This is a genomic window from Pseudocitrobacter corydidari (assembly GCF_021172065.1).
In the GTDB taxonomy this organism is placed as follows: Bacteria; Pseudomonadota; Gammaproteobacteria; order Enterobacterales; family Enterobacteriaceae; genus Pseudocitrobacter; species Pseudocitrobacter corydidari.
Window position 1 is genome coordinate 4,848,636 of record NZ_CP087880.1, and the last position, 12,982, is coordinate 4,861,617.

The following is a 12,982-nucleotide window of genomic DNA, read 5'->3' on the forward strand; positions in this document are numbered from 1 at the left end:
TTACTATGCGCAAGAAGTCACGGACTGATGCGCATACGATACACCGGCTGACACGTTCAGCCGCCGGTTTGTTAATGATGAGGTCCGTGAATGCCCCGTAGTATCTGGTTGAGTGTTGTTGTTTTGATTACCGCCCTTTGGGCACCTATTAGTCAGGCAGACACCGGATGGCAACCCGTACAGGAGACCATCCGCAAAAGTGAAAAAGATCCTCGTCACTATCAGGCTATCAAGCTCGATAACGGCATGGTGGTGCTGCTGGTTTCCGATCCTCAGGCGGTGAAATCGCTGTCGGCGCTGGTTGTGCCGGTGGGCTCATTGCAGGATCCCGAGGTCCATCCTGGCCTTGCGCACTTCCTCGAACATATGACGCTGATGGGCTCGAAAATGTACCCGCAGCCTGACAGCCTCGCTGAATATCTGAAAATGCACGGTGGCAGCCATAACGCCAGTACCGCGCCTTACCGTACGGCTTTTTATCTCGAAGTAGAGAACGATGCATTGCAGGGCGCGGTTGACCGCCTTGCCGACGCGATCGCATCGCCCAAACTGGATAAAAAATACGTTGAGCGCGAACGCAATGCGGTGAACGCCGAGCTGACTATGGCCCGCTCGCGCGACGGTATGCGCATGGCGCAGGTGAGCGCCGAAACCATTAACCCGGCGCACCCTGGTTCACGCTTCTCCGGCGGTAACCTGGAAACGCTGAGCGACAAGCCCGGCAGCCCGGTGCATCAGGCGCTGCTCGCCTTCCGCGATCAATACTACTCTGCGAACCTGATGAAAGCGGTTATCTACAGTAATAAACCGTTGCCAGAGCTGGCGCAGATGGCGGCGCAAACCTATGGTCGCGTACCCAACAAATCCATCACCGTGCCGCAAATTGATGTGCCCGTAGTGACCGACGCGCAAAAAGGCGTATTGATTCACTACGTCCCGGCGCTGCCGCGTAAAGTGCTGCGTGTAGAGTTTCGCATCGATAACAACACCGCGCAGTTCCGCAGCAAAACTGATGAACTGGTTACCTACATGATTGGTAACCGTAGCCCCGGCACGCTCTCCGACTGGCTGCAAAATCAGGGGCTGGTGGAAGGCATTCGCGCCGACTCTGACCCGGTGGTGAACGGCAACAGCGGCGTGCTGGCGATTTCCGCGACCTTAACCGATAAGGGTCTCGCACATCGCGATGAGGTTGTTGCCGCTATCTTTAGCTATCTCAATTTGTTACGGGAAAAAGGCATCGATAAGCGTTACTTCGATGAGCTGGCTCACGTGCTGGATCTCGACTTCCGTTATCCGTCAATCAACCGCGATATGGGCTATGTCGAATGGCTGGCGGACACCATGATCCGCGTGCCGGTCCAGCATACGCTGGATGCGGTGAATATCGCCGACCAGTTTGACGCGCAGGCGGTAAAAGCGCGTCTGGCGATGATGACCCCGCAGAATGCGCGCGTCTGGTATATCAGCGAAAAAGAGCCGCATAACAAAACCGCTTACTTCGTGAATGCGCCTTATCAGGTCGACAAAATCAGCGCGCAGACGTTTACCGAGTGGCAGCAAAAAGCCGAAACAATTTCGCTGAAGCTGCCGGAACTGAACCCCTATATCCCGGATGATTTCACCCTGATTAAGCCGGAAAAAAGCTATACGCACCCTGAACTTGTCATTGATGAGCCGACGCTGCGTCTGGTGTATATGCCGAGCCACTACTTCGCCAGCGAACCGAAGGCTGATGTCACGCTGATTCTGCGTAATCCGAAAGCGATGGACAGCGCCCGTAACCAGGTGATGTTTGCGCTCAATGATTATCTGGCGGGGATCTCGCTCGACCAGCTCAGCAATCAGGCGGCGGTCGGCGGCATCAGCTTCTCGACCGGCGCAAATAATGGCCTGATGCTGAACGCTAACGGGTATACCCAGCGTTTGCCGCAGCTGTTTGATGCGCTGTTGCAGGGTTATTTCAGCTATCAGACAACGGAAGAGCAGCTGGCACAGGCGAAATCCTGGTACGCCCAGATGATGGATTCCGCCGATAAAGGCAAAGCCTACGAGCAGGCGATTATGCCGGTGCAGATGCTTTCTCAGGTGCCGTACTTCCAGCGTGAAGAACGCCGGGCATTGTTACCGTCCATTACATTGCAAGAGGTGATGGCTTATCGCGATCGCCTCAAAACCAACGCCCGCCCGGAATTTATGGTGATTGGTAACCTGAGCAAAGAGGCCTCCAGCACGCTGGCGCACAACATCCAGACACAGCTTGGCGCAAAAGGTACCGAATGGTGCCGCAACAAAGATGTGCTGATTGATAAAAAACAGTCGGCGATTTTTGAAAAAGCGGGCCCAAGTACGGACTCCGCCCTGGCAGCCGTTTTCGCACCAGTGAATGCCGATGAAGCCAGCACCTCTGCGACCAGCGCCGTCCTGGCACAAATTGTCCAGCCGTGGTTCTACACGCAACTACGCACGGAAGAGCAACTGGGTTACGCGGTGTTTGCCTTCTCGATGAACGTGGGTCGCCAGTGGGGTATGGGCTTCCTGCTGCAAAGCAGCGACAAGCAACCGGCCTTCCTGTGGGAGCGTTTTAAAGCGTTCTTCCCGACGGCGGAAGCGAAGCTGCGTGCCATGAAACCGGAAGAGTTCGCGCAAATTCAGCAGGCGGTGATTGCGCAAATGGTGCAGGCCCCGCAAACCCTGAGCGAAGAAGCGTCACAGCTCAGTAAAGATTTCGACAGGGGTAATATGGCGTTCGATTCACGTGATAAAGTAGTGGCCCAGATTAAGTTACTGACGCCGCTTAAGGTTGCCAACTTCTTCCATCAAACGGTGGTTGAGCCGCAGGGCATGACCGTACTGTCGCAGGTTTCCGGTAGTGATAACGGAAAACAGGACTACGCCCATCCTGAAGGCTGGAAAGTATGGCAAAGCATCAGTGAATTGCAGCAAACCTTACCGTTGAGACGAGAGAACGAATGACCGATACCGCCGAGTCCCTTGATCCCCTGCGCTTGCCCCTGTATGGCGAGCGCCTGATTGAAGCCTCTGCGGGCACCGGAAAAACCTTCACCATCGCCGCACTCTATCTGCGGCTCTTATTGGGCCTGGGCGAAAGCGCCGCTTTCCCCCGGCCCGTCAACGTCGAAGAGCTGCTGGTGGTAACCTTCACCGAAGCGGCGACGGAAGAGCTTCGCGGGCGTATCCGCAGCAACATTCACGAGCTGCGTATTGCTTGTCTTCGCTACAACCCCGATGAACCCGAAACCACCGTTGACCCGCTCTACGCCCGTTTGCTGGATGAAATCGCCGATAAACAGCAGGCGGCGGAAGTGCTGCTGCTGGCCGAGCGGCAGATGGACGATGCGGCGGTCTTTACCATTCACGGCTTCTGTCAGCGCATGCTCAGCCTCAACGCTTTTGAGTCAGGCATGCTGTTTGAACAGCAGCTCATTGAAGATGAATCTCAGCTTCGCTACCAGGCCTGTGCCGATTTCTGGCGACGTTACTGCTACCCGTTGAAGCGCGAAATCGCCCAGGTGATTTTTGACACCTGGAAAGGGCCGCAGGATCTCCTGAAATCCATTGACCGCTATTTGCAGGGCGAAGCACCCACCATCAAACGCCCACCGGACGACAGCGAGACGCTGGCGTCGCGGCACGAAAAAATTGTCGCGCAGATTGATGCGGTTAAACGCCAGTGGCTGGCGGCGGTTAGCGAACTGAATGATGTGCTGGAAAACTCCGGCATCGACCGGCGCAAATTTAATCGCGGCAACCAGGGCAAATGGATTGATAAGGTCAGTGCCTGGGCGAGCGAGGAAACACGCGGCTACCAGCTTCCGGATGCGCTGGAAAAGTTCTCGCAGGCCTTTTTAGTCGAACGTACCAAAGCCGGTGGAGAGGTGCCGACGCATCCGCTGTTCAGCGCCATTGAGGCCCTGCTTGCCGCGCCGCTCAGCCTGAATGACCTGGTGATCACTCAGGCAATGGTGGAAATTCGCGAAGCGGTGGCGCAGGAGAAACGCCGTCGCGGCGAACTGGGTTTTGACGACATGCTTAGCCGTCTGGACGCCGCGCTGCAAAGCGAAAGCGGCGACGCGCTGGCCGCGGCGATTCGCCAGCGTTTCCCGGTAGCGATGATTGATGAATTCCAGGATACCGACCCGCAGCAGTACCGCATTTTCCGCCGTATCTGGCGACAGCAACCGGATACGGCGCTGCTGCTGATTGGCGACCCGAAGCAGGCCATTTACGCGTTTCGCGGTGCGGATATTTTTACCTATATGCGCGCGCGCAGCGACGTGGCGGCGCACTACACGCTGGACACCAACTGGCGTTCCGCGCCGGGTGTAGTGGCAAGCATCAACAAACTTTTCACCACGGTTGATAACCCGTTCATGTTCCGCGATATCCCGTTTTTGCCGGTAAAATCCGCCGCCAAAAACCAGTCGCTGAAATTTGAAATTAATGGCGAAACGCAACCGGCGATGAACGTCTGCCTGATGCCAGGGCAGGGCGTTGGCGCGGGCGATTATCAGGCCTTTATGGCGCGTCAGTGCGCGGCGCAAATTCGCGACTGGCTGACCGGTGGGCAGCGGGGCACGGCGCTGCTGTGGCGCGGCGAAATAGCGCGTCCGGTGCAGGCCTCAGACATCACGGTGCTGGTGCGTAATCGCCAGGAAGCCTCGTTGATTCGCGATGCGCTCAATGCGCTGGCGATCCCTTCGGTTTATCTCTCCAACCGCGACAGCGTATTTGAAACGCCCGAAGCGCAGGAGTTGCTGTGGGTACTGCAGGCGGCGTTAAGCCCGGAGCGTGAAACCACGCTGCGCAGCGCGCTGGCGACGGCGATGTTTGGCCTGAACGCGCAGGATATCGAGCGCCTGAATCAGGATGAAGCTGCCTGGGATGCGCTGGTGGAAGAGTTCAGCCAGTACCGCGACATCTGGCAAAAGCGCGGCGTGATGCCGATGCTCCGCGCGCTGATGAGCGCGCGAAACATCGCTGAAAACCTGCTGGCGACCCACGGCGGCGAGCGCCGTTTAACCGACATTCTGCACTTAAGCGAACTGTTGCAGGAAGCCGCGACACAGCTTGAAAGTGAGCACGCGCTGGTGCGCTGGTTGAATCAACAGATCGCCGAGCCCAACACCAACGCCTCGAATCAACAGATGCGACTGGAGAGCGACAAGCACCTGGTGCAAATCGTCACCATCCACAAATCGAAAGGCCTGGAGTATCCGCTGGTCTGGCTGCCGTTTATCGCCCGTTTTCGCAAGCAGGATCAGGCGTTTTATCACGATCGCGAATCCTTCTCGGCGGTGCTGGATCTCCAGCAGGGCGAAGAGAGCCTGGAGCTGGCGGAAGCGGAACGGCTGGCGGAAGATTTACGCCTGCTCTACGTGGCGCTAACCCGCGCTGTCTGGCACTGTAGCCTTGGCATGGCACCGCTGACTTCACGTCGCAGCGACAAAGCGACCGAAACCGATATCCACCACAGTGCGCCGGGCCGCCTGCTGCAAAAAGGCGAGCAGCTTGACGCCGCCGGGCTGGAAGCCGCACTGCGCGCGCTGTGTGATGAACATATTGCGCTGACGATTGCCAGCGAACCCGACGACACCCGCTGGCAGGCGTTACAGCCAGAGGTGCCTGAACTGACGGCGCGCCAGGTGATGCGGCGCATGGTTGATGACTGGCGCGTTACCAGTTATTCCGGCCTGCAACAGCGCGGTCATAGCATGGCGCAGGATCTGCTGCCGCGTCTGGATATCGACGCCGCAGGCATAGGAGACGCGATGGAAGAGGAAGCGCTCACGCCGCATCACTTCCCGCGCGGCGCATCGCCGGGCACTTTCCTGCACAGCCTGTTTGAAGATCTCGATTTTACGCAGCCGGTTGATGCCGAATGGATGCGTGAAAAACTGTTGTTGAATGGCTTTGAAGATCACTGGGAACCGGTGCTGACGCGCTGGATATCTCAGGTGCTGGCAACGCCGCTCACGCCAGAAGGCGTGGCGTTAAATCAACTGGATGCACGGCAAAAACAGGTGGAGATGGAGTTCTATCTTCCTATCGAAAAGCCGCTCGACCCGGTGGCGCTGGATGCCGTGATACGTCGTTATGACTCGCTCTCGGCGGGCTGTCCGCCCCTTGATTTCCGTCAGGTGCGCGGGATGCTAAAGGGCTTTATCGACCTGGTCTTCCGCCACAACGGGCGCTACTACCTGCTTGACTATAAATCGAACTGGCTGGGCGCGAATAGCGACGCTTACACCCAGCAGGCGATGGCACAGGCGATGCAGTCGCACCGCTACGATTTGCAGTACCAGCTCTATACGCTGGCGCTGCACCGCTATTTGCGCCACCGCCTGGCCGGTTATGACTACGAGCAACACTTTGGCGGTGTGATTTACCTGTTCCTGCGAGGCGTGGACGGTGAGCCGGGCCAGCAGGGGATTTTTAGCACCCGCCCCCAACGGGAACTGGTTGATGCAATGGACGCCCTGTTTGCCGGGCAGACGCAGGAGATGGCATCGTGAGCCTGGAAAATTTATTGATTGAAGCCGCAGAGCTAAAGCTACTGCGCCCGCTGGATGTGCAGTTCGCGCTGACTATCGCCCGCAATGAACATCCCGCCGTGATGCTGGCGGCGGCCATTTTGAGCCGCGACGCCGGAGAGGGGCACGTTTGCCTGCCGCTCAGCCATTTGCAGCACGCGCCGACGCTGCACGGGCGAGCAAAAGTCTTGTGGACGCAACTGCTGGACGCGGTCGAAATGCCTGACGACTGGGCGGCCCTGCTATTGGCCTCGCAGGCGGTGAGCCAGGGCGAGCGCCCGACGCCGCTGATCCTCTGCGGGGACCGTCTGTATCTGAACCGCATGTGGGGTAATGAACGTAGCGTCGCACGTTTCTTCCGCGATGCGCAGCTTGCAGAGCCTATTGATGAATCGCTGATTGCCGAGACGCTCGCCGATCTTTTCCCGCCATCCGATACCATCGACTGGCAAAAAGTCGCCGCCGCCGTCGCGCTCACCCGACGCATTTCGGTGATTTCTGGCGGGCCCGGCACCGGGAAAACCACCACCGTAGCAAAACTGCTGGCGGCGCTGGTGCGCATTGCAGGAGAGAATAAATGCCGTATTCGCCTGGCGGCGCCGACCGGGAAAGCCGCGGCGCGACTCACCGAATCGCTGGGCGCGGCGCTGCGCAAATTGCCATTAACAGAAGCTCAGAAAACGATGCTGCCAACAGATGCCAGTACGCTGCATCGTCTGTTAGGCGCGCAGCCGGGCAGCCAGCGTATGCGTTATCACGCGGGAAACCCGCTACATCTGGATGTGCTGGTGGTGGACGAAGCCTCAATGATTGACCTGCCGATGATGGCGCGCTTGATTGACGCGCTGCCGCGTCACGGGCGGGTGATTTTCCTTGGTGACCGCGACCAGCTGGCCTCCGTCGAAGCAGGCGCGGTGCTGGGGGATATCTGCGCGTGGGTTAACAGCGGCTATACGCCGTATCGCGCTCTTCAGCTGAGTCGCCTGACAGGCACGACGGTGCCGGAAGGGGAAGGAGAGGCGGCTGGCGCATTGCGTGACAGCCTTTGCCTGCTGCGTACCAGCTACCGTTTCGGCAGTGATTCAGGAATTGGGCAACTGGCGCGCGCGGTGAATCTGGGCGATTGCGCGGGCGTGCGTGACGTCTTTGCACGCGGCTTTACGGATATCGAACTGAAATCCCTGCGCACCAGCGACGAATATGAAGCGATGCTCGACGATGCGCGCGCGGGCTATGGGCGCTATCTGCAATGCCTGCGCCAGCAGGCCGACCCGGCTGAAATTTTGCAGGCCTTTGGTGAGTATCAGCTCCTGTGCGCCTTGCGCGAAGGGCCGTGGGGCGTCAGCGGGTTGAATCAGCAGCTCGAACTGTCGCTGGTGCGCCATCGCATGATTGCGCCGCAGCGGCATTCTCGCTGGTATGAAGGGCGTCCGGTGATGATCGCCCGAAACGACAGTGCGCTGGGGCTGTTTAACGGTGACATTGGCGTGGCGCTCGATCGTGGACAGGGGTTACGCGTCTGGTTCCCGATGCCGGATGGAACCATTAAATCGGTGCAGCCGAGTCGTTTGCCCGAGCACGATACGGCGTGGGCGATGACGGTGCATAAATCGCAGGGCTCTGAATTCGAGCATGCCGCGCTGGTTTTGCCGACGCAGCCGGTGCCGGTTGTAACGCGGGAACTGGTGTATACGGCGATTACGCGTGCGAAATCACGATTGTCGATGTATGCCGATGCGGCGTTGTTAGGGCAGGCGATCGTCGCCAGAACCGAGCGTCGCAGCGGGCTGGCGGCGATTTTCGCCGAGGATTAATGGGCTTGCCGGATGGCGTTAGCGCCATCCGGCGTAAAACGTCACCCCAAATCCGCCATCAGCACTTTTGAGCGCCGCTGGTAGTTATACATCTGCTTTTTGCTTTCCGGCAGCAGCTCAACGTCCACCGGCTGGAATCCACGCTCCTGGAACCAGTGAATGCTGCGGGTGGTCAGCACAAACAGCTTACTCAGCCCCATCTGCTTTGCCTGCGTAGAGATGCGCTGCAACAGCACCTCCCCGCGTGATGAGCTTTGATAATCCGGATGCACCGCCACGCAGGCCATCTCGCCGATTTTCTCTTCCGGGAACGGATAGAGCGCCGCACAGGCGATGGTGGTGTTATCGCGCTGAATAATGGTGAATTTGTCGATCTCCATCTCCAGTTGTTCGCGGGAGCGGCGCACCAGGATACCCTGCTGTTCCAGCGGATGGATGAGATCGAGGATGCCGCCAATATCGTTGATGGTGGCGCGGCGGATCTGCTCGGCGCTTTCCATCACAATCTGGGTGCCGATACCGTCGCGGGAGAAAAGCTCCTGCAACAGCGCGCCATCTTCCTGATAGCTAATCAAGTGGCTGCGACGCACGCCGCTGCGGCACGCTTTTACTGCACCGCGCAGAAAACGCACGGTGCCAGATAAGTAATCGCCTTCCTGCTCAAGCTCCTCAACGCGGGCCTGTGCTTCGTTGGGGAACAGCTCTGGCACGATGTTACCCTCACGGTCAAAAACCCCCTGAGAAGAGCAGAAGCCGATCATCTTTTCCGCTTTCAGTTTGATAGCCAGCTGCGTGGCAATCTCTTCGGAGGTCAGGTTGAAGCTTTCGCCGGTGACGGAAACGGCGACCGGGCCCATCAGGACGATTGCGCCGCTGTCGAGCTGGCGATGAATCGCTTCTTCATCGATGCGACGAATGCGCCCGCTGTGGCAGTAATCGACGCCATCATCAACGCCAAGCGGCTGGGCAATGATAAAGTTACCGCTCACCACGTTGATATGCGCGCCCTGCAACGGCGTATTGTTGAGGCTCATGGATAAACGCGCGGTGATATCGAGTTGTAATAATCCGGCTGCCTGTTTAACCAGTTCGAGGCTTTTGGCATCGGTCACGCGAATTTGCTTGTGGTAGATAGGCTCATGATGATGCGCTTCAAGATTGGCATCAATTTGTGGACGCGCGCCATAGACCAGCACCAGGCGAATCCCCAGGCTATGCAACAAGCCAATGTCATTGACAATACTGGAGAAATTGTCATGTTCAATGGCTTCTCCGCCCAGCATGATGACAAACGTTTTTCCCCGATGGGCATTGATATAGGGAACTGAATGACGAAACCCTTCGACCAGTTCGGTTTTACGTTCCTTCACCACGGCATGACCTCTCAGTGCATTTTTATTCGCAATAAATGTATTTTTATTCTGTTTTGGCTGTGAGTGCAAGCGCGAATTTTCCGCGAATGGGCAAAATGGATTCTGAAAAAGGGCTTAGCAAAAGAATGTTTACCCTTTTATAGATGACAGTTTATGCGCCTTTGGTTAAAGTTTTTGGTCAAACTTATTATGCGTAATACCAAAGTAAGCATTATTGGCTCGGGAGAAGCATGTCGGGAAGTCAGTCATTTAGCCGCCGCCGCTTGTTAAAAGGGGCGGGCGCCATGTGGTTATTAAGCGTCAGTCAGGTAGGTATGGCTGCCACAAGCCAGGTGGTGGCCGTGCGCGTCTGGCCTGCGTCCAGCTATACGCGTGTGACGGTTGAGTCAAATCGGGAACTGAAATACCGACAGTTTGCGCTGAGCAACCCGGAACGTCTTGTCGTCGACCTCGAAGGCGTGAACCTGAACTCGGTGTTGAAAGGCATGACTGCGCAAATCCGCGCTGACGATCCCTTTATTAAATCCGCGCGCGTCGGGCAGTTTGATCCGCAAACCGTGCGGATGGTGTTTGAGCTTAAGCAGAACGTCACGCCGCAGCTGTTTGCGCTGGCGCCGGTTGCCGGGTTTAAAGAGCGTCTGGTCATGGACCTGTACCCGGCGAATGCGCAGGATGTGCAGGATCCGCTGCTGGCGTTGCTGGAAGATTACAACCGTGGCGATCTCGATAAACAGGTGCCGCCTGCGCAGAGCGGGCCGCAGCCAGGTAAAGCCGGGCGCGATCGTCCTATCGTTATCATGCTCGATCCGGGGCACGGTGGGGAAGACTCCGGCGCGGTGGGTAAATATAAAACGCGTGAAAAAGATGTGGTGCTGCAAATTGCCCGACGCCTGCGGTCACTTATCGAGAAAGAGGGCAACATGAAGGTCTACATGACGCGAAATGAAGATATCTTTATTCCGCTCAAGGTGCGCGTGGCGAAAGCCCAGAAGCAGCGCGCAGATCTTTTTGTCTCTATTCACGCCGATGCTTTCACCAGCCGTCAGCCGAGCGGGTCATCGGTTTTTGCGCTCTCAACCAAAGGCGCAACCAGTACCGCCGCGAAATTTCTCGCACAAACCCAGAACGCCGCCGACTTAATCGGTGGGGTGAGCAAAAGCGGCGACCGCTACGTCGACCACACCATGTTTGATATGGTGCAGTCGCTGACCATCGCCGATAGCCTGAAATTCGGCAAAGCGGTGCTCAAGCATATGGGCAAGGTGAATAAGCTGCATAAGAATCAGGTTGAGCAGGCGGGTTTTGCCGTGCTGAAGGCACCGGATATCCCGTCGATCCTCGTCGAAACGGCGTTTATCAGTAACGTAGAAGAGGAACGTAAGCTCAAGACGGCAACCTTCCAGCAGGAAGTCGCCGAGTCTATTCTGGCGGGGATAAAAGCCTATTTTGCCGATGGCGCGACGCTTGCAAGACGATAAGGCACAGGAATAGGGCGCTACGGCGCTCTTTTTTATGGCTGGGCTAAATGACAGGCAAAAAAAAACACCCAAATGGGTGCTTGATTTTGTTGGTTGCGGGGGCCGGATTTGAACCGACGACCTTCGGGTTATGAGCCCGACGAGCTACCAGGCTGCTCCACCCCGCGTCCGTCTGTTACTCTTCCATCGAGTAACCTTTTCTCTTTTGTACAATGTGTTGGTTGCGGGGGCCAGATTTGAACTGACGACCTTCGGGTTATGAGCCCGACGAGCTACCAGGCTGCTCCACCCCGCGTCCGTCTGTTACTCTCTTTCAAGTAACTCTTTTCACATTGTAATTGGTTGCGGGGGCCAGATTTGAACTGACGACCTTCGGGTTATGAGCCCGACGAGCTACCAGGCTGCTCCACCCCGCGTCCGTGGATGCGCACTATACTCTGCTCGCTTTCTGATGCAACTATTTTTTGATTTAAATGGTTATTTTTTCCGAAAACGCGTTAAAAAGCGTCAGCTCGGTCTGTTTTTTGTACGAAATTGCGCTCAGGGGACGTTATCACGTTTCAATAGGCCTGGCGGTTTGTTATCTTCTTCGGGCATTCACGATTTACGTAGAAGACGAGATACCATGAAAGGACGTTGGGCAAAGTATGTGGTGACGGGCGCAATGCTGGCAATGCTGGCAGCCTGTTCTTCCAAACCGACCGATCGCGGTCAACAGTATAAAGACGGGAAATTTACCCAGCCTTTCTCACTGGTCAATCAACCTGAAGCCGTCGGCGCGCCAATCAACGCCGGTGATTTTGCAGAACAGGTTAATCAAATTCGCAGCGCGTCGCCGCGCCTTTATGGCAACCAGAGTAACGTGTATAACGCCGTGCAGCAGTGGCTGCGTGCCGGGGGCGATACGCGCAACATGCGCCAGTTCGGTCTCGACGCCTGGCAAATGGAAGGTGCCGATAACTACGGTAACGTCCAGTTTACCGGTTACTACACGCCGGTGATTCAGGCGCGCCATACTCGTCAGGGCGAGTTCCAGTATCCGATTTACCGCATGCCGCCGAAGCGCGGAAAACTGCCGTCGCGTGCCAGTATTTATGCCGGTGGCCTGAGCGACAGCTATATCCTTGCCTACAGCAACTCGCTGATGGATAACTTCATTATGGATGTGCAGGGCAGCGGCTATATCGATTTTGGCGACGGTTCGCCGCTTAACTTCTTTAGCTATTCCGGCAAAAATGGCTGGCCTTATCGCAGTATCGGTAAAGTGCTGATCGACCGCGGGGAAGTGAAACGCGAAGATATGTCGATGCAGGCGATCCGTGAGTGGGGCGAAAAACACAGCGAAGCGGAAGTGCGTGAGTTGCTGGAACAGAACCCGTCGTTCGTCTTCTTTAAACCTCAATCGTTTGCGCCAGTGAAAGGGGCAAGTGCGGTGCCGCTGATTGGCCGCGCGTCTGTGGCATCGGACCGTAGCATCGTTCCGGCGGGCACCACGCTGCTGGCGGAAGTGCCGCTGCTCGACAATAACGGGAAGTTTAACGGTCAGTACGAGCTGCGTCTGATGGTCGCGCTGGATGTGGGCGGGGCGATTAAAGGCCAACACTTTGATATCTATCAGGGGATCGGCCCGGATGCCGGACACCGCGCAGGCTGGTATAATCACTATGGCCGCGTGTGGGTGCTGAAGTCCGCGCCGGGTGCGGGGAACGTGTTTAGCGGCTGATAGCATTGCCGGATGGCGGCTACGCCTTATCCGGCCTACG

At 57.1% G+C, this 12,982-nt stretch carries 6 protein-coding genes and 3 tRNA genes; 5 read left to right on the forward strand and 4 right to left on the reverse strand.

Translation table 11 applies throughout. From position 1 onward, the window contains the following. Positions 1-90: 90 nt before the first annotated feature. From ptrA to recD, 3 genes are read left to right on the forward strand one after another with little or no spacing between them, the layout of a single operon-like run. Positions 91-2,976: a pitrilysin gene (gene ptrA, locus G163CM_RS22665; RefSeq protein ID WP_231826364.1), complete on the forward strand. Its 2,886-nt coding sequence runs from the start codon at positions 91-93 to the stop codon at positions 2,974-2,976. Continuing rightward, positions 2,973-6,536, forward strand: a complete 3,564-nt coding sequence (recB, locus tag G163CM_RS22670; RefSeq protein ID WP_231826365.1) for an exodeoxyribonuclease V subunit beta — start codon at positions 2,973-2,975, stop codon at positions 6,534-6,536. The genes ptrA and recB overlap by 4 nt, the downstream gene beginning before the upstream one ends. Next, positions 6,533-8,368 carry an exodeoxyribonuclease V subunit alpha gene (gene recD / locus G163CM_RS22675; protein WP_231826366.1) on the forward strand — a complete coding sequence of 612 codons (1,836 nt, stop codon included), beginning with the start codon at positions 6,533-6,535 and terminating at the stop codon, positions 8,366-8,368. Before recB ends, recD begins: the two co-directional genes overlap by 4 nt. Positions 8,369-8,409: 41 nt before the next feature. Here recD and argA read toward each other — a convergent pair whose 3' ends face one another. After that, positions 8,410-9,741 carry an amino-acid N-acetyltransferase gene (gene argA / locus G163CM_RS22680; protein WP_015963212.1) on the reverse strand — a complete coding sequence of 444 codons (1,332 nt, stop codon included), beginning with the start codon at positions 9,739-9,741 and terminating at the stop codon, positions 8,410-8,412. Between the two features lie 230 nt (positions 9,742-9,971). Here argA and amiC point away from each other — a divergent pair, with 230 nt between their 5' ends. Further along, a complete protein-coding gene (amiC, locus tag G163CM_RS22685; RefSeq protein ID WP_231826367.1) occupies positions 9,972-11,219 on the forward strand; it encodes an N-acetylmuramoyl-L-alanine amidase AmiC in 1,248 nt (415 codons plus the stop codon). A 90-nt stretch (positions 11,220-11,309) separates the two neighbouring features. Here amiC and G163CM_RS22690 read toward each other — a convergent pair. From G163CM_RS22690 to G163CM_RS22700, 3 genes are all read right to left on the reverse strand, one after another. After that, positions 11,310-11,386: transfer RNA gene (locus tag G163CM_RS22690), tRNA-Met, on the reverse strand. 51 nt (positions 11,387-11,437) lie between these two features. Next, a tRNA-Met gene (locus G163CM_RS22695) sits at positions 11,438-11,514 on the reverse strand. Positions 11,515-11,558: 44 nt separating this feature from the next. After that, positions 11,559-11,635 (reverse strand) — tRNA-Met (locus G163CM_RS22700). Positions 11,636-11,844: 209 nt separating this feature from the next. Here G163CM_RS22700 and mltA point away from each other — a divergent pair. Beyond that, the gene (gene mltA, locus G163CM_RS22705; RefSeq protein ID WP_231826368.1) at positions 11,845-12,942 is read left to right on the forward strand and encodes a murein transglycosylase A; all 1,098 of its coding nucleotides are present in this window, start codon (positions 11,845-11,847) and stop codon (positions 12,940-12,942) included. Positions 12,943-12,982 lie beyond the last annotated feature (40 nt).